This is a genomic window from Acidovorax sp. 56 (assembly GCF_002749705.1).
Classification (GTDB): domain Bacteria; phylum Pseudomonadota; class Gammaproteobacteria; order Burkholderiales; family Burkholderiaceae_C; genus Acidovorax.
Window position 1 is genome coordinate 2,932,176 of the sequence record NZ_PEEV01000001.1, and the last position, 22,075, is coordinate 2,954,250.

At 67.3% G+C, this 22,075-nt stretch carries 19 protein-coding genes; 11 read left to right on the plus strand and 8 right to left on the minus strand.

Annotated elements, in window-relative coordinates; translation table 11 throughout:
* Positions 1-88: 88 nt before the first annotated feature.
* The 3 genes from CLU88_RS13055 to CLU88_RS13065 form a co-directional block, all read right to left on the minus strand.
* Positions 89-1,555, minus strand: a complete 1,467-nt coding sequence (locus tag CLU88_RS13055) for a TrkH family potassium uptake protein (RefSeq protein WP_099656961.1) — start codon at positions 1,553-1,555, stop codon at positions 89-91.
* Between the two features lie 18 nt (positions 1,556-1,573).
* The gene (gene trkA, locus CLU88_RS13060; RefSeq protein WP_099656962.1) at positions 1,574-3,037 is read right to left on the minus strand and encodes a Trk system potassium transporter TrkA; all 1,464 of its coding nucleotides are present in this window, start codon (positions 3,035-3,037) and stop codon (positions 1,574-1,576) included.
* A gap of 100 nt (positions 3,038-3,137) precedes the next feature.
* Entirely contained in the window at positions 3,138-4,418 is a 1,281-nt protein-coding gene (locus CLU88_RS13065) for a glutamate-5-semialdehyde dehydrogenase (protein WP_099656963.1), read from the minus strand.
* A gap of 65 nt (positions 4,419-4,483) precedes the next feature.
* On the opposite strand from CLU88_RS13065, the gene CLU88_RS13070 reads away from it, so the two are divergent.
* Positions 4,484-4,774: a hypothetical protein gene (locus tag CLU88_RS13070; protein WP_099656964.1), complete on the plus strand. Its 291-nt coding sequence runs from the start codon at positions 4,484-4,486 to the stop codon at positions 4,772-4,774.
* On the plus strand, positions 4,771-5,094 hold the full coding sequence (locus tag CLU88_RS22820) for a hypothetical protein (protein WP_143226001.1): 324 nt from the start codon (positions 4,771-4,773) through the stop codon (positions 5,092-5,094). Before CLU88_RS13070 ends, CLU88_RS22820 begins: the two co-directional genes overlap by 4 nt.
* Before the next feature lie 266 nt (positions 5,095-5,360).
* Here CLU88_RS22820 and CLU88_RS13075 read toward each other — a convergent pair whose 3' ends face one another.
* The 3 genes from CLU88_RS13075 to CLU88_RS13085 all read right to left on the minus strand — a co-directional run bounded on the left by CLU88_RS13075 (position 5,361) and on the right by CLU88_RS13085 (position 9,832).
* Positions 5,361-6,755: an FAD-binding oxidoreductase gene (locus CLU88_RS13075; RefSeq protein WP_233205461.1), complete on the minus strand. Its 1,395-nt coding sequence runs from the start codon at positions 6,753-6,755 to the stop codon at positions 5,361-5,363.
* Positions 6,728-7,783 (minus strand): DNA polymerase III subunit delta, encoded by a 1,056-nt coding sequence (holA, locus tag CLU88_RS13080; RefSeq protein ID WP_099656965.1) that lies wholly within the window; start codon positions 7,781-7,783, stop codon positions 6,728-6,730. The genes CLU88_RS13075 and holA overlap by 28 nt, the downstream gene beginning before the upstream one ends.
* A gap of 306 nt (positions 7,784-8,089) precedes the next feature.
* Positions 8,090-9,832, minus strand: a complete 1,743-nt coding sequence (locus tag CLU88_RS13085) for a methyl-accepting chemotaxis protein (protein WP_099658850.1) — start codon at positions 9,830-9,832, stop codon at positions 8,090-8,092.
* A 344-nt stretch (positions 9,833-10,176) separates the two neighbouring features.
* Here CLU88_RS13085 and rocF point away from each other — a divergent pair, with 344 nt between their 5' ends.
* Positions 10,177-11,148 (plus strand): arginase, encoded by a 972-nt coding sequence (gene rocF / locus CLU88_RS13090; RefSeq protein ID WP_099656966.1) that lies wholly within the window; start codon positions 10,177-10,179, stop codon positions 11,146-11,148.
* Between the two features lie 125 nt (positions 11,149-11,273).
* Here rocF and CLU88_RS13095 read toward each other — a convergent pair whose 3' ends face one another.
* Both CLU88_RS13095 and CLU88_RS13100 read right to left on the minus strand, forming a co-directional pair.
* Positions 11,274-12,242, minus strand: coding sequence for a sugar kinase (locus CLU88_RS13095; RefSeq protein WP_099656967.1), 969 nt, complete (start codon positions 12,240-12,242; stop codon positions 11,274-11,276).
* A 3-nt stretch (positions 12,243-12,245) separates the two neighbouring features.
* Complete coding sequence (locus tag CLU88_RS13100) at positions 12,246-12,635, minus strand: RidA family protein (protein WP_010466576.1); 390 nt, start codon at positions 12,633-12,635, stop codon at positions 12,246-12,248.
* 117 nt (positions 12,636-12,752) lie between these two features.
* Here CLU88_RS13100 and CLU88_RS13105 point away from each other — a divergent pair, with 117 nt between their 5' ends.
* The 8 genes from CLU88_RS13105 to CLU88_RS13140 are packed head-to-tail and all read left to right on the plus strand — an operon-like array spanning position 12,753 to position 22,003.
* Entirely contained in the window at positions 12,753-14,363 is a 1,611-nt protein-coding gene (locus tag CLU88_RS13105) for an ABC transporter substrate-binding protein (protein ID WP_099656968.1), read from the plus strand.
* 18 nt (positions 14,364-14,381) lie between these two features.
* Positions 14,382-15,332, plus strand: coding sequence for an ABC transporter permease (locus CLU88_RS13110; RefSeq protein WP_099656969.1), 951 nt, complete (start codon positions 14,382-14,384; stop codon positions 15,330-15,332).
* Positions 15,329-16,192 carry an ABC transporter permease gene (locus tag CLU88_RS13115; protein ID WP_010466583.1) on the plus strand — a complete coding sequence of 288 codons (864 nt, stop codon included), beginning with the start codon at positions 15,329-15,331 and terminating at the stop codon, positions 16,190-16,192. Before CLU88_RS13110 ends, CLU88_RS13115 begins: the two co-directional genes overlap by 4 nt.
* The gene (locus tag CLU88_RS13120; RefSeq protein WP_099656970.1) at positions 16,189-17,256 is read left to right on the plus strand and encodes an ABC transporter ATP-binding protein; all 1,068 of its coding nucleotides are present in this window, start codon (positions 16,189-16,191) and stop codon (positions 17,254-17,256) included. The genes CLU88_RS13115 and CLU88_RS13120 overlap by 4 nt, the downstream gene beginning before the upstream one ends.
* Positions 17,253-18,275, plus strand: a complete 1,023-nt coding sequence (locus CLU88_RS13125) for an ABC transporter ATP-binding protein (protein ID WP_199173448.1) — start codon at positions 17,253-17,255, stop codon at positions 18,273-18,275. Before CLU88_RS13120 ends, CLU88_RS13125 begins: the two co-directional genes overlap by 4 nt.
* A complete protein-coding gene (locus tag CLU88_RS13130) occupies positions 18,272-19,555 on the plus strand; it encodes an amino acid deaminase (protein ID WP_099656972.1) in 1,284 nt (427 codons plus the stop codon). The genes CLU88_RS13125 and CLU88_RS13130 overlap by 4 nt, the downstream gene beginning before the upstream one ends.
* A 2-nt stretch (positions 19,556-19,557) precedes the next feature.
* Positions 19,558-20,520 carry a MurR/RpiR family transcriptional regulator gene (locus tag CLU88_RS13135; RefSeq protein ID WP_099656973.1) on the plus strand — a complete coding sequence of 321 codons (963 nt, stop codon included), beginning with the start codon at positions 19,558-19,560 and terminating at the stop codon, positions 20,518-20,520.
* Position 20,521: 1 nt separating this feature from the next.
* On the plus strand, positions 20,522-22,003 hold the full coding sequence (locus CLU88_RS13140; protein WP_099656974.1) for an amidohydrolase family protein: 1,482 nt from the start codon (positions 20,522-20,524) through the stop codon (positions 22,001-22,003).
* Positions 22,004-22,075: the final 72 nt, after the last annotated feature.

Here is a 22,075-nt window from a genome sequence, read left to right on the forward strand (position 1 = left end):
GATTTCGGGATATGGGGACGCCCGCCGCTTTCGCAATGCCAACCCCTGGCGCGCAGTACAAAAAAATGGTGCGCCTTGCCGCCAGCGATCAACGCCGCCAGAACGCGGGGGTGAGCACCGCCATGAAGCTCAAAATCTCCAGCCGCCCCAACAGCATGGCCAGCGTGCACACCCAGATCTGAAAATCCGTCAGCACCGCAAAGTTGGACGCAGGCCCCACGCTGCCCAGCCCCGGCCCCGCACAGTTCACGCTGGCCAGCACGGCAGAAAACGCGGTCAACGGGTCCAGGTCGGTCAGCAGCAGCACCATGCTCAGGCCGATCACCGTGGCGCCGTACACCAGCATGAAAGCCAGCACCGAGAAGATCACCCGGTTGTCCACCACCGCATCGCCCAGGCGCACCGGCTGCACCGCGCGCGGGTGCACCAGCCGCGTCATCTCGCGGCGGGCCTGCTTGACCAAAATGAGCATGCGCACCATCTTGATGCCGCAGCCGGTGGAGCCCGCACTGGTGGCCACGCCCGACATGAGCAGCATCAGCACCGGGGCAAACACCGGCCAGCCCAGGTAGTCCACCGTGGCGTAGCCCGTGGTAGTGGCCAGCGACACGGTGTTGAACATGCCGTGCCGCAGGGCGGCCAGCGGCTCGTACACCCCCTTGGCCCACAGCAGCAGCGACACCACCAGCCCGCCGCCGACCAGCGTGCCCAGCGTGGCGCGCAGCTCCGGGTCGCGCCAAAAGCCGCGCCAGTCGCCCTTGCGCAGGGCCACAAAGTACAGCGCAAAGTTGCAGCTGGCCACGAGCATGAAAACGATGGCAATGGCTTCGAGCAGCGGCGACTGAAAGTGCCCAAAGCTCGCGTCGTACGGCGACAAGCCACCCAGGCTCACCGTGGTGAACATGTGCATCACCGCATCCAGCGGCGCCATGCCGCCCAGCCAGTAGGCCAGCGCGCAGGCCACCGAGAACAGCGCATACACGCCCCACAGCCCCTTGGCGGTGCCGGTCATGCGCGGCGTGAGCTTGGCGTCCTTCACCGGCCCGGCGGCCTCGGCCTTGAAGAGCTGGCTGCCGCCCACGCCCAGCAGCGGCAGCACGGCCACCGCCAAAATCAAAATGCCCATGCCGCCCAGCCACTGCAAAAAGGTGCGCCAGATGTTGACGGACACCGGCAACGCGTCCAGCCCGCTCATCACCGTGGAGCCAGTGGTCGTGAGGCCCGACACCGCCTCAAAGTACGCGTGCGTGAACGACAGCGGCCGCCCGATGAAATGCCCCGCCAGCATCAGCGGCAGCGCGGCAAACAAGGGCAGCAGCAGCCACACCAGCGAGACCAGCATCACCCCGTGGCGCGGCTGCAGCTCGCGCCGGAAGACGCGAAAGCTCCACCACAGCCAGCCTCCGGCAAACGCCGTGGCGGCCATGGACAGCGGGTACACAAACCAGATGCCGTCCTGCATCCACCACGACACGGCCGTGGGCAGGGCCAGGGACGACGCAAAGATCATCACCAAAATGCCCAGCACGCGCAGGACGGGAAACATGTCCGTCATGGTCGTCGCCCCACTGCGTCAGAAAAACGTCGCACTCACGCGAAAGAGCTTTTCCACCTCGCGCACCAGGCGCTTGTGCGGCAGGAAGAAGACCACATGGTCGTTGCTCTCCAGCACCGTGGCGCTGCGCGGGATGATCACCTGCGGCTCAGGCAGCACCGCGCCGCCCTCGCCCGCAGGCGCCGTGGCGTCCGGCAAGCCCCGCACGATGAGGCCGATGTGCACATCGCGCGGCAGGTGCAGCTCGCTCACCTTGCGGCCCACCACGCGCGAACTCCTGCGGTCGCCGCGCACCACGATCTCCAGCGCCTCGGCCACGCCTCGGCGCAGGCTGTGCACGGCCTGCACATCGCCCTGGCGCACAAAGGCCAGCAGCTCACCCAGCATCGCCTGCGCGGGCGACAGTGCAATGTCGATCTGTGTGCCGTGCATCAAATCGGCGTAGCTGCGGCGGTTGATGAGCGCCAGCACCCGCTGCGCGCCCATGCGCTTGGCCAGCAGGCAGGACATGATGTTGTCCTCATCGTCATCGGTCACGGCCAGGAAGAGGTCCACCTCTTCCACGCCTTCGTCGCCCAGCAGGTCTTCATCGGTGGTGTCGCCCTGAAGCACCAGCACGTCGTGCGGCAGCACCGAGGCCAGCTCCACGCAGCGCTGCGGGTCCGACTCGATGACCTTGAGGTGAAACCGCCCCTCTTGCTGGCCCAGCTGCTGCGCCAGGCGCAGGCCCACACGCCCGCCTCCGGCAATCATGATGCGGCGCACGGGGTGCGCATGGCGCGCATCGCGCCGGTGCAGGGCCGACAGCACATGCGCAATGTGCTCCTGCGCCGCCAGCACAAACACCTCGTCGCCGGGCTCAATGCGCGTGTCGCCCGCGCAGGCCACAAAGCGATCGGGCTCGTCAGGAAAGCGGCGGTAGATGGCCACCAGCCGCACCGCCACCTCGGGCGCACTGGCGCGCAGCGCGGCAATGGTGCCGCCCACCATCGGCGCCCCGTGGCGCGCGCGCACGGACACCAGGCAAGCGCGCCCGCCCGCAAACTCACGCACCTGCATGGCCTCGGGGTAGTCAATGAGCTTGCCGATGTAGCGCGTGAGCGATTCTTCGGGGCAGATGATGCGGTCCACCGCAAAACCCTCGGCGCCCAGCAGGCGCGCATCGCCCTCCAGCCCCGTGGAGCGCACCCGCGCAATGCGGGTGGGCACGTTGAACAGCAGCTGCGCAATCTTGCAGCACACCAGGTTGGTCTCGTCCTGCGCCGCGCAGGCGATCAGCAGGTCGGTGTCGCGCGCCCCGGCCTCGGCCAGCACAGCGGGCTCGATGCCGTTGCCCACCACACCGCGCAGGTCAAAGCGCGACTCCAGATCGCGCAGGCGCTCGGCATCGGTGTCGATGACGGTGATGTCGTTGCGCTCGGACACCAGGCTGTCGGCCACGCTCTCGCCCACACGGCCCGCCCCGAGGATGATGATTTTCATGAGGGGTCAGCGATTGAGGCAAAAAGGCCGCTAGCGCTTGATAGATAAGCGCAAGCAGCTATCAAAAAAGGAGTAAATGCACACAGCGGCCCAGCGCCGCTCAGGCGCGCACTTCGCCTTCGCCCAGCACCACGTACTTGAGCGAAGTCAGGCCCTCAATGCCCACCGGCCCGCGCGCGTGGAACTTGTCGGTGCTGATACCGATTTCCGCCCCCAGCCCAAACTCAAAGCCATCGGCAAAGCGTGTGCTGGCATTCACCATCACGCTGGCCGAATCCACCTCGCGCAGGAACTGCTGGGCGTGCATGTGGTCGCGCGTCAGGATGGCATCGGTGTGGTGGCTGGAATAGTGGTTGATGTGCGCAATGGCTTCATCCACACCCGCCACCACCTTCACGCTGATGATGGGGGCCAGGTATTCCTCGCTCCAGTCCTGCTCCGTAGCAGGCACCAGCTTGGCACCAGCCACCGATTGCAAGATGGCCAGCGACTCGGGGCAGCCGCGCATCTCCACGCCCTTGGCGGCATACACAGCGCCGATCTGGGGCAGAAAATCTGCCGCCACGCCACGCGCCACCAGCAGGCCTTCGCTCGCGTTGCAGGGGCTGTACTTGTTGGTCTTGGCGTTGTCGGCCACCTTGACGGCCATCGCGATGTCGCAGGGGTCGTCCACATAGGTGTGGCAGTTGCCGTCCAGGTGCTTGATCACGGGCACCTTGGCATCGCGGCTGATGCGCTCGATCAGCCCCTTGCCGCCGCGCGGGATGATCACATCCACAAACTGCGGCATGGCAATGAGCTGGCCCACGGCCTCGCGGTCGGTGGTCTGCACCAGTTGCACCGCGTCTTGCGGCAGACCCGCCTCAGCCAGCGCCTGCTGCACCAGCTTGGCGAGGGCCCGGTTGGAATCAATGGCTTCGGAACCACCGCGCAAGATGCAAGCGTTGCCGCTCTTGATGCTCAAGGACGCGGCCTCGATGGTCACGTTGGGGCGGCTCTCGTAAATCATGCCGAACACGCCAATCGGCACCCGCATCTGCCCCACGCGGATGCCGCTGGGCTGCTGCTTCATGCCGATGATTTCACCGATGACATCGGCCATGGCGGCCAGTTGTTCGCAGCCCTGGGCGCAGGTCTCCAGCACCTTGGGGCTGAGCTTCAAGCGGTCCACCATCGGCTCGGCCAAACCCGCAGCGCGGGCGCGGTCCAGATCGCGGGCGTTGTCCACCTGCAGCGCCTCGGTCTGCTCGCGCAGCAAACGGGCCAGGGCCAGCAATGCTTTGTTTTTGATAGCTGCCGGCGCTTTCGCCATCAGCGCAGAGGCCGTTTTTGCCTGGAGACCGAGGGTGTGCGTGTATTCAGCGACGTTGAGAGCATTCATCCTGCGATTTTGCCGCAGTTGGCTTTACCCTTGCGCCCTGCCCCGTTGCACACCACCGCACCACCATGACCGACACCGCATCAGCCCAGCTCACCACCCTGGCCCAAGCCCTGCAAGCCTTTGAACGCGGCGACCACACCGCCGCCGCCCTGAGCACCCTGGCCCGCCAGCAAACCACCTTGCTCACCGCCCTGCCCCCGCGCTACAGCGAGGTGCTGCTGAACCTGCTGGACAGGCTTGAATCGAGCGCCTTGTTCTCGGAAGAAAGCTGCTCCTTCAGCCAAAAAGACCTGGTGGCGAACTTAACGGTGTGGGTAGAAAAAGCCCAAGGCACGCTAGACGTCATTGCACGATGAACCATAACCTACTCTTGTGGCGCTGGTCAGAAGCCTTTGATACGCCTGCGAAGCGAAAACAAGCGAAATTGAAGTTCGGAGATATCACCGAAAGTTTTGCGACGCACGGCCACCATCCGGCCATTGGTCATGCAGATATCAATGATTTCAAAAATGAGATTGAGGCGGTATTTGGGTCAGATGAAGTTGCTCGTCCGTTTGTTCTAGAGCTGTATGAACAATGTGCGGTCATAAGCTATTCATCATCAGTACGGTTTGATCTTGTTCCCAAGGTGGCAGGCATCGGGAAGAAGTTTGGCCTGAACGCATCGGAGTTTTAAGTTGAAAACCATGCGTCAAATCACCCAACCGTGTAGGTCGGGTTAGCGCAGCGTAACCCGACATCAACTCCGCCTCCAACGGGGGCGTCGGGTTACGCCCTTGCGGGCTAACCCGACCTACGACGATGTCTGGGCGGAGCGCCCAAACTTAGACGAGCCCAGCCCGAACGGATGGGGTGTGACCGAGGGACAAGAAACAAGGGCAACCACTACCAATTTCATAGCTGCCAGCGCTTAACCCACAAGCGCTAGCAGCCAAAAACTCATCAAACCTCCGCCCGCCCCAACCACTTCTCCCGCGCAATATAAGCCCGCACCCCCAGCCCCATGAACGGCTGGGGCGGCATGCGCGTCGGCCCGCCCAACGCCAAAGCATGCGCGAGCAACGGGTGGTCCTGCCCCAGCGCCAAATCCGCCGCCAACGCCCCCAGCGCAGTGAACTTCACCACCCCCGCCCCATTGCATCCGGCGACGCCATGCACCTGCGGCGCCAGCCGCCCCCAGCGCGGTGCGCCATTGCGGGTGATGGCAATCGAGCCTTCCCAAAAATGCTCCAACGCCACATCGGCCAGCTGCGGAAAACGCGCCGCAAACACAGCCGCATGCTCGCGCCGCACCCGCTCGCGCACCGCAGGGCTGACGCGGAACTGCGGCGCATATTCAAAGCCCTGGCGCACCAGAATGCGGTGATCGTCCGTGTAGCGCAGCGTGGCCCCCGTGATGGCGCTGGCGGGCGTCACGCCCCAACCCTCGGGCGCGCCCAGGCGGCTGCGCTGCTCAGGCGTGAGTGGCGCAGTCAGCGAGCCAAAGGTGACCAGCGGAAACGTCTCCGCCCCCCAGGCGCTGCCGAACAGCCCCAGCTGCTGCGCAAACCCATTGGCCGCCAGCAACAGTTGCGGCGCACACACACGGCCCTGCGGGGTGTGCGCCACCACCTTGCCGCTGGACAGGTCCAGCCGCTGCACGGGCGTTTGCTCGTGCAGGCTGACGTTGGCGGGCAGCGCATCGGCCAGGCCCCGGCACAGCGCGGCGGGGTTGAGCAGCACGGTGCCCGGCGTGTAGAGCCCGGCGGCAAAGTAGCGGGTGCCCAGGCGCGCGGCCAGGGCGTTGCGGTCCAGCAATTCGTGCGGCGCACCCAGGGCGCGCAGCTCCTGCACATGGTGCTGCAGCGTGCGCTCGGCCGCGGGCGACACGGCGCAGTGGTACTTGCCGGCGCGGCGCCATTGGCAGTCGATGCGGTGCTGCGCCACCAGCAGCTCCAGGTCGTTCATGCCCGCCGTGAGCAACGCTTGGTAGTGCGCGGCCTGTCGCAGTTCTTCGAGCGAGCTACCAATGTTGTGCGGCACATCAATAGCAAAGCCCGAGTTGCGGCCCGAGGCGTTTTTGCCCACGGTGCCTGCATCCACCACCACGATGTGGGCGTGGGGGCGCAGCTCGGCCAGGCGGCGCGCGGCGGCCAGGCCCGCAAAGCCCGCGCCCAGCACCAGCCAGTCGGCCACCACCTCGCCCTGCAGCGCAGGGCGCGGCGTGCGCGGGGGCAGGATGGCGGACCAGCCGTTGGTGGCGTCGTCGTTGGGCAGGCGCAAAGGCGGGGAGCCCTGCGGCAGTGGCTGGGAGGCAGCAGCGGCCGCCATCACCGTGCCGCGCTGGTCAGGCGGCACAGCTGAAAGGCCAGGCGCTGCAGGGCCTGCCAGCCGTCTTGAGGCCAGTCGGGCTGCTTGAGGCCTTTGACAATGCCGTCCACCGTGTGGGCCGACTGCAGCAGGCGAGCCAAAGCGGCGTCGCTGGCCTTGGGCAGGATGCGTTCAAACAGCCGCTCCTTGGGGCCCCAGATGCGGTTCTCGCGCAGCGCCATGGGCAAGGGGCGGCCGGCGTTCATCGCGTCTTTCACGCGCTTGAGGGCGCGGATGTCTTCGGCCAGCGCCCAGTGCACCAGCACTTCGGCCTCGCCCTCGGCCTGCAGGCCGTCGAGCATGCGCTGCACGCGGGCGGTTTGCCCGGCCAGCACCGATTCAGACAGCTTGAACACGTCGTAGCGCGCCACGTTGAGCACAGCGGCTTCGACCTGGGCTTGGGTCAGTTCACCCGCCGGGTGCAACAAAGCCAGTTTCTGGATCTCCTGGTGCGCGGCCAGCAGGTTGCCTTCCACACGATCGGCAAAAAACTGCAGCGTGCGCTGGCCTTCCTCGCCCGCCACCACGCGCTGGCCTTGCTGGGCCAGGCGCTGGGCAATCCATTGCGGCAGCATGCCGCGCTCGATGGGGTCGATCTGGATCGATGTGCCATTGCCCTCCAGCGCGGCAAACCAGGCACCGGTTTTGGTGGCTTTATCAAGGCGCGGCAGCATGACGATGGTGAGCGTGCTGTCGTTGCCCCGGGCCGATTCGGCCACGTGCTGCAGGGCCACGCTGCCGTCTTTGCCAGGCTTGCCCGAGGGGATGCGGATTTCAACGATCTGTTTGTCGGCAAACAGGCTGAGTGAGCCGCCTGCGGCCAGCACGGCGCTCCAGTCAAAGTGGGCCCCGGCCACGGTGTAGCTGCTGCGCTCGGTGTAGCCCTGGGCACGGGCGGTGGCGCGGATGGCGTCTGCGGCTTCCTGCTGCAACAAGGGCTCGTCGCCGTGCAGCACGTAAAGCGGCGACAGGGCCCGTTGGAGGTGGGTAGAGAGTTGGGCCAGGGCGACTTGCATGGGCAAAGTTTATCGCCCTGGCTGGCCGGGCAAGGCAGGCGCTGGGCCCGTGCGGCCATTTCATAGCAAAAACAGGCTCTAGGGATCCTCTGCACAAATCACCGCGCCGTGTGCATCTGCGGCCTCGGGCGGTCTGCCGCGTTGCAAATGCTCGCAATAGCTACAGCTATTGCTGCGCTTTGCGCCTTGCAGCCCATCCCGATCCGCAGCGCACACTTTCCGCTCGATTCGTGCAGAGGATCCCTAGCGCTTTATCTGTAAGCGCTAGAAGCTATCACTTCAATAGCAAGCCCTTGCCCCGCAGCCTCAGAAGCTCTCCCACTCATCGTCATTGCCCTTGGCCGCCGCAGGCGCTGGGGCCTTGGCCTTGGCGGGTGCCTTGGCGCTGCTGGTGAGCTTGGCCGCTGGCGCCGCCTTGCTGCCCGCCACTGCGGCCCGGGCGGGGGCCGGGGCAAAGCGTTGGGCAGGGGCGGCCCGGGGGGCCGGGGCGCTCGCGCGGGTGCTGGCGCCCACGTTGAAGACGCTCACCACTTCGGCCAGCCGCTGCGCCTGGTCGCGCATGGAGGCAGCGGCTGCCGTGGATTCCTCCACCAGCGCGGCGTTTTGCTGGGTCATCTGGTCCAGGTTGGCCACGGCTTGGTTGACTTGGCCGATGCCGTCGCGTTGTTCGGTGGACGATGCCGTGATTTCTCCAATGAGGTCGCTCACGCGGCGCACGCTGGCGACGATTTCGTCCATGCTTTTGCCTGCCTGGGTGACTTGTTCGGAGCCGCTTTCGACGTTTTCGACCGATTTGCCGATGAGGGCTTTGATTTCCTTGGCGGCTTCGGCGCTGCGCCCGGCCAGGCTGCGTACTTCGCTGGCCACCACGGCAAAGCCTCGGCCTTGTTCTCCGGCCCGGGCGGCTTCCACCGCTGCGTTCAGCGCCAGGATGTTGGTCTGGAAGGCAATGCCGTCAATGACGCCGATGATGTCGCTGATCTTGCGGCTGCTTTCGGTGATCTGCTGCATGCTGGTAACCACCTGGCCCACCACTTCTCCGCCACGGGCTGCGGCCTGGGCGGCGGTGCCTGCGAGCTGGTTGGCCTGGCGGGCGGTGTCGGCCGATTGGGTGACGGTGGCTGTGAGCTCTTCCATGCTCGATGCGGTTTCTTCGAGGTTGGCGGCGGTTTGTTCGGTGCGGGCCGAGAGGTCGTGGTTGCCGTTGGCGATCTGTACCGAGGCGCTGGAGACGGAGTCCACGCCCTGGCGCACTTCGCTCACCACGCCGCGCAGGCGGGTGGACATGTCCGAGAGGGCGCGCAGCATTTGGCCGAGTTCGTCTTTGCGGCCCGATTGCAGCTCACGGGTGAGGTCGCCTGCGGCGATGGCGTTGGCGGTGTCTACCGCTTGCTGCAGCGGCGCGGTGATGGAACGCACCAGCCACCAGGCCAGCAGCGTGCCCACGCCAAACACCAGCAACGCCGTGATGGCACCGATGACCCCGGCGCGGATGCGCTGGGTGGTGGCGTCTTCACGCACCGCGTCGCGGCGGCGTTCCAGCAGGGCGATGAACTCGTCTTGCGCGCCTTCGTACTGGTTGATCAGCGCGGTGAACTCCTCCTTGGCAAAGCGCTGCGAAGCGGCGATATCACCCGCCCCGCGCAGCTCGCGGATCTTGCCAACACCGGCCAGCACGCGTTTGCGGATTTCCTGGATCTTGTCCATGGCAGCTTTGTCCGCCGGGTCGGAGATACCGGCACTGATGCCCTCCTGGATCTTCCCGATCCCGGCGATGGCCTCTTTGAGTTGCGCGCCGTATTGCTTCTCCAGCGCCTCGTCGGTGGTGATGGCGATGCCATGCACCATCAAATTGGCCGTACCGGTGGCACCACGCCAGCGGATGACCGAGGCCAGGCGCCCATCGATGTCGGCCACGGCGTCAATGGCGCGCGACATGGCAGTGTTGCTGCGGTTTTGCGCCAAGCCCGACACCACGGCCATGGCCAACATCAACCCCAAAAACGCAAACCAAAGTTTGCGAGAAACGCGGATATTGTCGAGCTGCATGTTGTCTCCTGCGGTTTGCTGCGCTTCGCGGAATGCTTGCCGGGCCATGCGCCCTTTCCGAAACATTCCATTACAAACAGGTGACAAGCCTAAGCGAGACGGCGGCCCAATGGCACCTGCCAGGCACGGGGACAAACCCTCAGCCCCGGCAGGCATTCGTGCAGCCAGCCCGCGGTCAGCTGAGCCCCATGGCGGCATGCGGCACCAACTGCGCAATCTGCCGCACTGGGCTACGCAAATTGCGCGCCAGAGCATGCGAAGTGCGCAGCCTGGGCGCTGTTCTTTGGCGGGGCAGTGCAGGACAATTCCACGACTCCTCCCCCCAACACACCCCAAAGCCTGCAATGACCCAACAGCCCCCGCCCCCCCACCCGGCCCTGCGTCCCGCCCACCCCACCAGCCTGATTGGCGCGCCCACCGACATTGGCGCGGGCGCGCGCGGCGCATCCATGGGCCCTGAGGCCCTGCGCGTGGCGGGGCTGCAGGCGGCGCTGGAGTCGCACGGGCTGCAGGTGTTTGACCGGGGCAACCTGAGCGGCCCCTCCAACCCCTGGCAGCCCCCGGTGGACGGCTACCGCCACCTGCCCGAAGTGGCGCAGTGGAACCGGCTGGTGTACGACGCCGTGTATGCCGAGCTGCAACTGGGCCACCTGCCCATCCTGCTGGGCGGCGACCACAGCCTGGGCCTGGGCAGCATCAGCGCCGTGGCCCGCCACTGCGCAGAAAGCGGCAAAAAGCTGCGCGTGCTGTGGCTTGACGCGCATGCCGACTTCAACACCAGCGAACTCACCCCCAGCGGCAATGTGCACGGCATGCCCGTGGCCTGCCTGTGCGGCTTTGGCCCGGCCGAGCTGACCCAGCTGGCGGCCATGCCCGGCGGCGGCCCGGCGCTGCACCCTTCGCAAATCCGGCAGATCGGCATTCGCAGCGTGGACGAGGGCGAAAAGCGCTTTGTGCACGAGCAGGGCCTGGAGGTGTTTGACATGCGCGCCATCGACGAGGTGGGCATGCGCCAGGTGATGGAACGGGCCCTGGCGGGCATGGACGCCCACACCCACCTGCATGTGAGCTTTGACGTGGATTTTCTGGACCCCGACATTGCGCCCGGCGTGGGCACCACCGTGCCCGGCGGCCCCACCTACCGCGAGGCACAGCTGTGCATGGAGATGATTGCCGACAGCGGCCGCCTGGCCTCGCTCGACATCGTGGAGCTGAACCCCGCGCTGGACGTGCGCAACAAAACCGCTGTGCTGGCGGTGGACCTGGTGGAGTCGCTGTTTGGCAAGAGCACGCTGATGCGCACACGGCCTGTGTGATGGCCAGCGTGCTTGCTTAGACAGCGCAAGTCACTATCAAAACAATAGCTGCTAGCGCTTACCCCATAAGCGCTGGCAGCTATTTTTACTTCAATCCCCGCCTACACAGGGCAAAGCAAGGCTTGTCAGAGCCCCGGCATCACCGCCCGCACTTGCTGCGCCGTAGGCAGCGGCGCCACGGCGCCAAAGCCCTGCACGGTCAGCGATGCCGCCGTGTTGGCATAGGCCACCGCAGCGGCCAGGTCGTCGCCCAGCGCCAGGCGCGCGAGCAGGTTGCCGTCAAAGCAATCGCCCGCCCCCGTGGCGTCCACCAGCGCCACGCTGCGGCCCGGCACCCGCTGGCGCGGCACGGCGGGGTCGGCGCTGCTCAGCAGCACCCCATCGGCCCCCAGCTTGACGACCACCGTGGCCGCGCCCTGCGCGTGGCCCCAGTCGGCAATCGCATCGGCATCGTGCAGGCCCAGCAGCGCAGCCATGTCATCGAGCCCCGGCAGGAAGATGTCGCACAGCGACACCGCATGCGCAATGCAGGCCCGCGCACGCGCCAGGGGCCAGAGCTTGAGGCGCAGGTTGGGGTCGAACGCCACGCGCGCACCGGCCGCCCGGGCCACGCGCATGGCCTCGTAAGCCGTGTCGCACGCCGAGGCCGACACCGCCAGCGAGATGCCCGACACATGCAGGATGCGGCACTGCTGCAGCACGGTGGCGGGCCCATTCGCCGATGCATCCTGCAACCACGCAGGTGCCATGCGGCTCGCGGCCGAGCCCGCGCGCAGGTAGCTGAACTCGTGCCCCGCTGCACCATGCGTCACAAAGTAGATGCCCGTGGGGTGCTGCGCATCGCGCTCCACCGCCGAGGTGTCCACGCCCTCACGCGCCCACAGGTCCAGCAGCGCCTGGCCAAAGGCATCGCTGCCCAGGCGTGTCAGGTAAGCGGTGCGTGCGCCCGCGCGGGCGGCGGCAATCACCGCGTTGCTGGTGTCGCCCCCAAAGCCCTGCAGGTACTGCGGCTCGCCAGGGCGGGTCTGGTTGAACTCCACCAGCGCCTCGCCCAGCGCCACCACGTCCCACACGGGTTGTTTGGCCGCAGTCATGGCTCAGCCGCGCGGCTTGTAGGCCGTCACGTCGATCTCGACCTTGGCGTCGATCATCAGGCGCGATTCGACCGTGGAGCGTGCGGGGCGGTGGTCGCCAAAACACTCCATGTACACGCGGTTGAAGCTGCCAAAGTCCCGCGCATCGGCCAGCCAGACGCTGACCTTGGCCACATCGGCCAGCGTGCAGTCGGCCAGGGCCAGGGCGTCCTTGACGCGCTGGAACACCTGGCGCGTCTGCGCCTCGATACCGCCGACAACGACCTGGCCCTGGTCATCGGTGGGCACCTGGCCCGAGACAAAAACGAAGTCGCCTGCGCGGGTGGCGGGCGAGAGGGGGCGTGCGAGGCGATCGGACGCGAGCGGCGCTTGGCCGAGGGTTTCTACTGGCATGGAAAACGCTCCTTTGAGTAAAGATATTACACACTTCCTTCCAGAAATGCCCATATCGCTCGCAATTCTGGCATCAAATGTGCTTATTCGTGTAATCCTATTACTTCGAGGTGTGCAATGCAAACGTCTGGAACCAACCTGGTGCAGCATCCGCTGCCAACGCTTGAACTGCGGGGCCGCCGCAACCTGCTGGGTGCAGCGGCGCTGACCGCCGCCCTCACCCTGGCCTGCAGCGCCAGCTGGGCCCAAACGGCCACCGCCACCCCGTCCAAGGGCGGCGCCGCCAACCTCGCCATGGTGGGCGAGCCCCAGGGCCTGGACCCCATGGTGAGCACCGCCGACCTGGTGGGCACCATCATGCAGCACGTGTACGAGCCGCTGTACACCTTCGACGCGAACTGGGCCATCGCCCCCATGCTGGCCGAGGGCCTGCCCACCGTCTCCAAAGACGGGCTGACCTACACCATCCCCCTGCGCAAGGGCGTGAAGTTCCACAACGGGCGCGAGATGACGGCCGATGATGTGGTGGCCTCGCTGCAGCGCTGGATGGAGCTCAACCCCCGCGGCAAGGCCGTGGGCAAAGAAGTGGCCTCGCTCACCGCCAAAGGCCCCCTGGCTGTGGAACTGAAGCTGAAAAATCCTTACGCACCGCTGCTGGCCCAGCTGGCCCTGCCCAGCGGCATGGCCGCCATCATGGCCAAGGAGAGCATTGCGCCGCAGCTCAAAGACTTCGTCGGCACCGGCCCCTACCAGTTCAAGGAACGCCGCCCCGACCAGTTCACCGTGCTGGTGCGTTTTGACGGCTATGCCAGCCGCAAGGAAGCCGCCAGCGGCTACGCAGGCAAGCGCGAGGCGCTGCTCGATGAGCTGCGCTTTGTGCCCGTGCCCAGCGCCAACACACGCGTCGAAGGCGCGCTCTCGGGCCAGTTCCAGTACGCCGACCTGCTGCCCGTGGAGGCTATTGGCCGCATCGAAAAAGGCGCCCCGGCCGTGGTGCCCATCGTGACCAAGAACTTTGGCTTTCCGTACATCGTGTTCAACACAAAGGAAGGCGTGCTGGCCTCGCAGCCGCTGCGCCGCGCGGTGCAAACCGCCGTGGGCACAGGCGAGTTGCTGGCCGCAGGCTTTGGCGACAACCGCTTCTTTGTGGTGGAACCCAACTTCTTCCCCAAGGGCACGCCGTACTACTCGGACGCGGGCAGCAAGCTCTACAACGAGCGCAACCCGCAAGCCGCCAAGGACCAGGCAGCCAAGGCCAGCTACGGCGGCCAGCCCGTGCGCATCATGGCCAGCCGCCAGTACGAGTTCCACTACAACATGGCGCTGGTGATGTCCGAGCAGCTCAAGAAGGCGGGCTTCAAGACCGAGCTGCAGGTGGTGGACTGGGCCACGCTGGTGCAGCGCCGCAACGACCCCAAGCTGTGGGACGTGTACTTCACGCACTCGGGCCTGTTCCCCGAGCCCATGCTCTCGCCCCCGCAGCTGGGTGACGGTGCGCCCGGCTGGTGGGAGTCTGACGCCAAGAAATCCAGTCTGGCCGCGTTCAACCAGGAGACCGACCCAGCCAAGCGCGGCCCGCTGTGGGGCAAGGTGCAGCAAGTGGTGTACGACGAAGTGCCGTTCATCGAAGTGGGCAAGTTCAACGGCCTGTCGGCCCGCTCGGCCAAGCTGCAAGGCTACACACCGGCCATCTGGCCGTTCTTCTGGAACACAGGACTGGCCAAGTAAGCAGGGGCAGACAGCACCATGATGCGATTTCTGTTGAAGCGCCTGGGCGGCGCCGTGGTGGTGCTGGCCCTGGTGGCGGTGCTGGTGTTCTGCCTCACGCGGCTGGCCTCTGGGGACCCGGTGGCGCTGCTGCTGGGCGACCAGGCCACCGCCGCCGACATTGCCCAGGCCCGCGCGCAGTACGGGCTGGACAAACCCTTGCCCGTGCAGTTTGGGCTGTGGGTGGGTGAGCTGCTGCAGGGCAACCTGGGGCAGTCACTGTTCCTGCAGCGCCCCGTGGCCCAGGCCCTGCTGGAACGGGCGGAGCCCACGTTGTTCCTGGCGCTGTTTGCCGTGGGCATTGCGGCGCTGGTGGGCGTGCCCTGCGGCATGGCCGCCGCCGTCTGGCGCGGCAGCGCCACCGACCAGGCCGTGAGCGGCGTGGCCATGCTGGGCGCCAGCGTGCCCAGCTTCTGGCTGGGTCTCATCCTCATCCAGCTGTTTGCGGTCAAGCTGGGGTGGTTTCCGGCCTCGGGCTACGGCGACCCCACGGCCACGCTGGGCGAGCGATTGCAGCACCTGATGTTGCCCGCGCTGGTGCTGGGCCTGCTCAATTCGGCGCTCATCATCCGCTTCACACGCGCCTCCATGCTCGACATCCTGGGCGAAGACTACGTGCGCACCGCCCGCGCCAAGGGCCTGCCCGAGGGCACCATCATGGTCAAGCATGTGCTGCGCAATGCGCTGGTGCCCATCGTCACTGTGCTGGGGCTGACCATGGCGCTGATGATTGGCGGCACCGTGGTAACCGAGACCGTCTTCAACCTGCCCGGCGTGGGCAACCTGGTGGTGCGGGCCGTGCTGCGGCGCGACTACCCCGTGATCCAGGGCACGCTGCTGGTGATTGCCGCCATCTACGTCTTCATCAACCTGGCCATCGACTTTCTGTACACGCTGGTGGACCCCCGTATCCGCCTGGAAGCCCCATGAACCCGAGCCCTTCTTTCTGGCACCGCCTGCGGGCCGTGCTGCGCCGACTGTTCGCCCGCAAGGTGGTGCTGGCCTCCGCCATCGTGATTGCGCTGGTGGCCAGCATCGCTGTCGTCTTCCCCTGGGTGTCCGATGCGGACCCCAACGCCCTGTCCATCAGCGAGCGGCTGCACGCGCCTTCAGGCACGCACTGGGCGGGCACCGACGAGCTGGGCCGCGATGTGCTGCTGCGCATCGTGCATGGCGCGCGCTACTCGCTGCTGATTGGCCTGGTCACCGCCGCAGGCGCCGTGCTGCTGGGCACGCTGCTGGGCATGTTTGCGGGGTTCTTTCGCAAGCTCGACGCCCCGCTGATGCGCGTGGTGGACGCGATGATGTCCTTCCCCGACATCCTGCTGGGCATCGCCCTCGTGTCCATCCTGGGCGTGTCCCTGTGGAACGTGATGCTGGCGCTGGTCATCGTCTACACCCCGCGCGTGGCCCGAGTGGTGCGCGCCACCACGCTGGTGCTGCGCGAGCTGCTGTTTGTGGACGCGGCCCGCGCCCTGGGCGTGCGCACGCACCTCATCCTGTGGCGCCACATCCTGCCCAACCTGATGTCGCCCATCCTGGTGCAGGTGACCTTCATCTTTGCCTACGCCATCCTGGCCGAGGCGGGCCTGTCCTTCCTCGGCGTGGGCGTGCCGCCCGACATCCCCACCTGGGGCACCATGATCGCGGGCAGCCTGGACTACGCCGACAAGGCGTTCTGGACCATTTTTGCCCCCGGCGTGGCCATCGTGCTCACGGCCCTGTCGCTGCAAATGCTGGGCGACGGCGTGCGCGACCTGCTCGACCCCAAACTGAAGAAGACCGTATGACCTCCCCCACGATGAGCGCCGCGCCCCGGCTCGAAGTCAGCGGCCTGTCCACCTCTTTTGCCACCGATGCGGGCCGCATCCAGAGCGTGGCCGATGTGTCCTTTGCCATCCACCCCGGCGAGACGCTGGCGCTGGTGGGCGAGTCGGGCTCGGGCAAGTCCGTCACCAGCCTCACCCTCATGGGCCTGCACGCCCGCACCTCGCAGGCGCAGGTCACGGGCCAGGCCTGGTTCGTGCAGCGCGACGGCCGCAAAGTCGATTTGCTGGCCCTGCCCGAGGCCGACAAGCGCACGCTGCGCGGCAACGAGCTGGCCATGATCTTCCAGGAGCCCATGACCAGCCTGAACCCGGTGCTGACAGTGGGCGAGCAGATTGCAGAGTCGGCCCGCCTGCACCTGAAGATGGACCGCAGCACCGCGCTGGCCCACGCCCGCCGCATGCTGGAGCTGGTCGAGATCCCCGCCGCTGCGCAGCGCGTGCACGAGTACCCGCACCAGCTCTCGGGCGGTATGCGCCAGCGCGTGATGATTGCGCTGGCCATGGCCTGCAACCCCACACTGCTGATTGCCGACGAGCCCACCACGGCGCTGGACGTGACCATCCAGGCGCAGATATTGGCGCTGATGGGACGGCTGCAGAAAGAGACCGGCATGAGCATGCTGTTCGTCACGCACAACCTGGGCGTGGTGGCGCAATACGCCGACGCCGTGGCCGTGATGTACGCCGGGCGCATTGTCGAATCGGCCCGCGTGCACGACCTGTTTGCACGGCCCGAGCACCCCTACACACGCGGCCTGCTGGCCTGCCTGCCCGGTGTGGCGCGGCGGCAAGCGCAGGCAACGGACCCTGCAGCGGCCGCCGGGCGGCGCAAGCTGGTGGCCATTCCGGGCCAGGTATCAAGCCCCCTCGCGCCCCCGCCCGGCTGTGCCTTTGCGCCGCGCTGCACCCGCCAGCAGGCCGACTGCACCCACGCTATGCCTGCGCTGGAAGCCACCGGCCCGCGCCGCATGGTGCGCTGCCTGCACCGCGAGGAACACGCCGAACCCACCGAGGTGAGCGCATGAACGCCGTCCTGAACACCCCACAGCCCATGGCACCGACCGACACCGCCGCACCGCTTTTGGAAATTGCCCACCTGCGCAAACACTTTGGCAGCGGCCCGCACCCCGTGCGCGCGGTGGACGATGTGAGTTTCACCATCCGCCGGGGCGAAACGCTCGGTCTGGTGGGCGAATCGGGCTCAGGCAAAAGCACCATTGGCCGCTTGCTCACGCGCCTGGTGGACCCGACGAGTGGTGCCATGCGCTACCACGGCGGCCCCGCACCGCAAGACCTGGCCCAGCTCTCGCAGTCGCAATACCGGCCGCTGCGCTCGCAGATCCAGATCATTTTTCAGGACCCCTACGCCAGCCTGAACCCGCGCATGCGCATCCGCGATGTGCTGGCCGAGGCGCTGGATACGCACGGCCTGGCCAAGGGCGCCGCACGCCTGCCGCGCGTCCACCAGTTGCTGGAGCAGGTGGGCCTCAGGCCCGAGCATGCCGAGCGTTTTCCGCACGAGTTCTCAGGCGGGCAGCGCCAACGCATCGGCATTGCCCGCGCGCTGGCGGTGGAGCCCCAGTTCATCGTGGCCGACGAGCCGCTGTCGGCGCTGGACGTGTCCATCCAGGCGCAGGTGGTGAACCTGCTGGGCGAACTGAAGGAGCAGTTGGGCCTCACGCTGCTGTTCATCTCGCACGACCTGGACGTGGTGGAGTACCTGTGCGACCGCGTGGTGGTGCTGTACCTGGGCCGGGTGATGGAGATCGCCCCCACCGAGGCGCTGTACGCCCAGCCCCAGCACCCCTACACCCAGGCCCTGCTGGCCGCAGCGCCCATCCCCGACCCCGCCCAGCGCCGCAGCATTGCGCTGCTGCAAGGCGACCTGCCCAGCCCGGCCAACCCGCCCTCGGGCTGCGTGTTCCGCACCCGATGCCCCCAGGCCGAGGCGCGCTGCGCCAGCGCCGACATGCAACTGCGCGAGGTGGCCCCCGGCCACCTGCACGCCTGCTGGAAAACCGCACCTTCTCATCCCGCCCCATGACCGACTTCCTGCTTGACCACCGCTGCAAGGGCTACCCCATGCACGCCACGCCCTGCCGCCCCGCCGACCTGGGCCAGCGCGGCTGGAACGTGCTGGCGGGCGATCTGCCCTTGCCCATTGCCGTCATCCGCGAAAGCGCTCTGGCCCACAACCTGGCCTGGATGCAGGCCTACGCCGAGCGCAAGGGCGTGGCCCTGGCCCCGCACGGCAAGACCACGCTGTCGCCCGAGCTGTTTGCGCAGCAGTTGCAGGCGGGCGCCTGGGGGCTGACCTTTGCCACCGTGTACCAGCTCAGCGTGGGGGTGGAAGCCGGTGCGCGCCGCGCCATCATTGCCAACCAGGTGCTGTGCGATGCCGACCTGGACGGCCTGCACGCGCTGCTGCAGCGCCACGCTGATCTGCGCGTGTGGTTCCTCATCGACAGCCTGGCGCAGCTGCGCTGCATTGAAGACTGGGCCGAGCGACGTGGCCACACCGCGCGCGGTGAACGGCGCCTGGACAGCCTGCTGGAGATGGGCGTGCAAGGCCAGCGCACCGGCTGCCGCACGCTGGAAGAAGCCCTGGCGCTGGCCCAGGCCATGGCCCAATCGCCCGCCGTGCAGCTGGGCGGCGTGGAATGCTACGAAGGCGGCGTGGCCCGCTGTGACAGCGATCACGACGCACGCGAGGTCACAGCGCTGGTGCGCCGCGTGACCGAGGTAGCCCGCGCCTGCGACGCGCAGGGCCTGTTTACCGACCCAGAGATTTTGCTGACGGCGGGCGGCTCCGCGGTGTTCGACCTGGTCATCCCGCTGCTGCGCACCCAAGGGCTGTCCAAGCCCGTGCTGGGCGTGCTGCGCTCGGGCTGCTACATCACGCACGACCATGGCAACTACCAGCGCTTTCTGAAGCACGTGGAGCAGCGCGAGGGGCTGGACGCCTCGCTGCGCCCTGCGCTCGAAGTGTGGACCATGGTGCAATCGGTGCCCGAGCCTGGGCTGGCCCTGCTCACCGGCGGGCGGCGCGATGTCTCGTACGATCTGGAGATGCCCGTGCCCGTGCGCTGGGCGCCGCGCCACGAGCGCCGCGCTGCCAGCACCCCCACCGGGTGGACGGTGAGCGCGCTCAACGACCACCACGCCTACCTGCGCTACGACCCCGCTGCAGGCCCCGCCCCCGCCGTGGGCGACCGGGTGGCCCTGGGCATTTCGCACCCCTGCACCACTTTTGACAAATGGCGCTGGCTGCCCGTCGTGGACGACGAAGGCACCATCACCCGCGCCATCAGCACCCGTTTTTGACCATGTCCAAAGCTACCTCTACCAGCCTGCTGCAACAACTGCGCGAGCGCCAGCCCGACCTGCCCGAGGCGCAGCGCAGCGTAGTGCGCGTGGTGCTGGACGACCCACGCGCCGCCGTGGTCGCCACCGTGGAGCAACTGGCACAGCAGGCGGGCGTGTCCATGCCCACCATCGTGCGCACCTGCCGCAGCTTTGGCCACGACTCGGTGCGCGAATTCATGGTCGCCCTGGCGCAGGACCTGGCCGTTTCGGGCTCGCACCTGCACCGCAGCGTGCTGGCCGATGACAGCGCCCAGGACGTGGCCAGCAAGATCGTGCACGCGGCCGTGTCGTCGCTGACCGAGCTGGGCCGCAGCATCGACGCCGAAGTGCTCGACCGCGTGGCCGAGCGGCTGGCGCAGGCGCGACGCATCGACTGTTACTCGGTCGGTGCCGCCTCCACCTTCATGGCCAGCGAGCTGCAAAGCCGCCTGTTCCGCCTGGGCTGCACGGCCAACGCGATTTTTGATGCGCACCAGCAGCTCGTGTCGGCCAGCACGCTGGGGCCCGATGGCGTGGCTTTTGTCATCTCGCACGTGGGCCGCATGCCCTATGCGCTGGAGGCCGCGCGGTTTGCCCGCTCGCAAGGCGCCACCGTGGTGGCGCTGACGCAGCCCGGCACGCCGCTGGCGGAGGTGGCCGACCTGGTGCTGGCCGTGTCGGTGCCGCAGGACGCGGTGATGCGCGTAGGCACCGAGGCCTATCTGGCCCACCTGGTGGTGATTGAAATCCTGACCGTGCGCCTGGCGCAAAAGCTGGGCCCCGTGGCCACCCGCGGGCTGCAGCAATTCAAGCAGCTGCTGCACAAACACGGTTTTGACAGCGCCGAATACGTCGGCGCGTTTGACAGCCACGCGGGCCAGAGCCACTCCAGCGCCGCCAGCCAAGCCCCTGACCCATCGCGCGGCCTGGCCGCAGAGGAATGACATGGCGCACGCAACGCTGCTGAGCAATGGCCGCATCGTGGATGGCACCACCCGCCTCGGCTGGGTGGGCGACCTGCTGATCGAAGGCGACCGCATCACCGCCCTGGCCCCGCACGGCCAGATCGACCCCACCGCCCTGGCCCGTGCGCGGTCCTGCGAACACTTCACCGAGGTGGACTGCACCGGCCGCGTGATCGCCCCCGGCTTCATCGACGTGCACACGCACGACGACGCCGCCGTGCTGGACGCGCCCACCATGCTGCCAAAGCTCTCACAGGGCATCACCACGGTCATCGTGGGCAACTGCGGGATTTCGCTGGCGCCGGTAGTGACCGACAGCCCGCTCGCCCCGCTCTCGCTGCTAGGGCGCCTGCAGTTTCGCCACGCCAGCATGGCCGACTACGCCCGTGCCGTAGACGCCGCCCAGCCCGCCGTGAACGTGGCCGCGCTGATGGGCCACACGGCCCTGCGCATGCGCCACCTGGCCGACCTGCGGCAGACTGCCACCGCCGACGAGCGCGCGGCCATGGCCGCCGACATGGAAGAAGCCATGGCCGCCGGGGCGCTGGGCCTCTCGTCGGGCATCTTCTACAGCGAGGCCTATGCGGCCGATGTGGAGGAACTGGTGGCCGTGGCCTCGGTGGCGGCGCGCCACGGCGGCGTGTATGCCACGCACATCCGTGACGAGCTGGCGGGCATCCTGCCTGCGCTGCAAGAGGCCGCACTCACCGCGCGGCAGTCGGGCCTGCCGCTGGTCATCTCGCACCACAAATGCGCCGGGCCTGCCAACTGGGGCCGCACGCGCGAGACGCTGCCACTGATCGACCAGTTGGCACAGGGCCAGGAGATTGCGATGGACGTGTACCCCTACACCGCCGGCTCCACCGTGCTGCGCGAAGACCTGGTGGACGGCATCATCGACATCCTCATCACCGGCAGCCAGCCGCACCCTGAGATGGCCGGGCGCTACCTGGCGGACATTGCGCGCGAGTGGGGTGTGCCCCAGCAAAAGGCCGCCGTGCGCCTCAAGCCCGGTGGAGCCTGCTACTTTCAGATGCGCGAGGACGATGTGGAGCGTGTGATTGCGCACCCGCTGTCCATGATCGGATCGGACGGTCTGCCACACGACGAGCGGCCACATCCCCGGTTGTGGGGCGCCTTCCCGCGCGTGCTGGCCTGCTACTGGCGCGACAAGGGCCTGCTGCAACTGGAAGAGGCCGTGCACAAGATGACGGGCTTGTCGGCCCAGCGCTTTCGCCTCGGCGGGCGCGGCCTGCTGCAGGCAGGGCACATGGCCGATGTGGTGGTGTTTGACCCCGAGCGCGTGCGCGACCTGGCCACGTTCGAGCAGCCCCAGCAGTTCAGCGAAGGCATCGAGCAGGTGTGGGTGAACGGTGTGCTGAGCTACACCGCTGCGCAGCGCGCCACCGGGGCAAGGGCAGGCCGCTTTGTGCGGCGGGCCCACAGCACAACAGCCCCCTGATCTGCGCCGAAGAAAGAACAGCCAGCTATTAAAACAATAGCTGGCTGCGCTTCATGAATGCGCCCTAGAGGC

Coding starts and splice junctions, on each gene's coding strand:
- CLU88_RS13055 (WP_099656961.1), bottom strand. CDS start 1,555: ATGACGGACATGTTTCCCGTCCTGCGCGTGCTGGGCATTTTGGTGATG.
- trkA (WP_099656962.1), bottom strand. CDS start 3,037: ATGAAAATCATCATCCTCGGGGCGGGCCGTGTGGGCGAGAGCGTGGCC.
- CLU88_RS13065 (WP_099656963.1), bottom strand. CDS start 4,418: ATGAATGCTCTCAACGTCGCTGAATACACGCACACCCTCGGTCTCCAG.
- CLU88_RS13070 (WP_099656964.1), top strand. CDS start 4,484: ATGACCGACACCGCATCAGCCCAGCTCACCACCCTGGCCCAAGCCCTG.
- CLU88_RS22820 (WP_143226001.1), top strand. CDS start 4,771: ATGAACCATAACCTACTCTTGTGGCGCTGGTCAGAAGCCTTTGATACG.
- holA (WP_099656965.1), bottom strand. CDS start 7,783: ATGCAAGTCGCCCTGGCCCAACTCTCTACCCACCTCCAACGGGCCCTG.
- CLU88_RS13085 (WP_099658850.1), bottom strand. CDS start 9,832: ATGCAGCTCGACAATATCCGCGTTTCTCGCAAACTTTGGTTTGCGTTT.
- rocF (WP_099656966.1), top strand. CDS start 10,177: ATGACCCAACAGCCCCCGCCCCCCCACCCGGCCCTGCGTCCCGCCCAC.
- CLU88_RS13095 (WP_099656967.1), bottom strand. CDS start 12,242: ATGACTGCGGCCAAACAACCCGTGTGGGACGTGGTGGCGCTGGGCGAG.
- CLU88_RS13100 (WP_010466576.1), bottom strand. CDS start 12,635: ATGCCAGTAGAAACCCTCGGCCAAGCGCCGCTCGCGTCCGATCGCCTC.
- CLU88_RS13105 (WP_099656968.1), top strand. CDS start 12,753: ATGCAAACGTCTGGAACCAACCTGGTGCAGCATCCGCTGCCAACGCTT.
- CLU88_RS13110 (WP_099656969.1), top strand. CDS start 14,382: ATGATGCGATTTCTGTTGAAGCGCCTGGGCGGCGCCGTGGTGGTGCTG.
- CLU88_RS13115 (WP_010466583.1), top strand. CDS start 15,329: ATGAACCCGAGCCCTTCTTTCTGGCACCGCCTGCGGGCCGTGCTGCGC.
- CLU88_RS13120 (WP_099656970.1), top strand. CDS start 16,189: ATGACCTCCCCCACGATGAGCGCCGCGCCCCGGCTCGAAGTCAGCGGC.
- CLU88_RS13125 (WP_199173448.1), top strand. CDS start 17,253: ATGAACGCCGTCCTGAACACCCCACAGCCCATGGCACCGACCGACACC.
- CLU88_RS13130 (WP_099656972.1), top strand. CDS start 18,272: ATGACCGACTTCCTGCTTGACCACCGCTGCAAGGGCTACCCCATGCAC.
- CLU88_RS13135 (WP_099656973.1), top strand. CDS start 19,558: ATGTCCAAAGCTACCTCTACCAGCCTGCTGCAACAACTGCGCGAGCGC.
- CLU88_RS13140 (WP_099656974.1), top strand. CDS start 20,522: ATGGCGCACGCAACGCTGCTGAGCAATGGCCGCATCGTGGATGGCACC.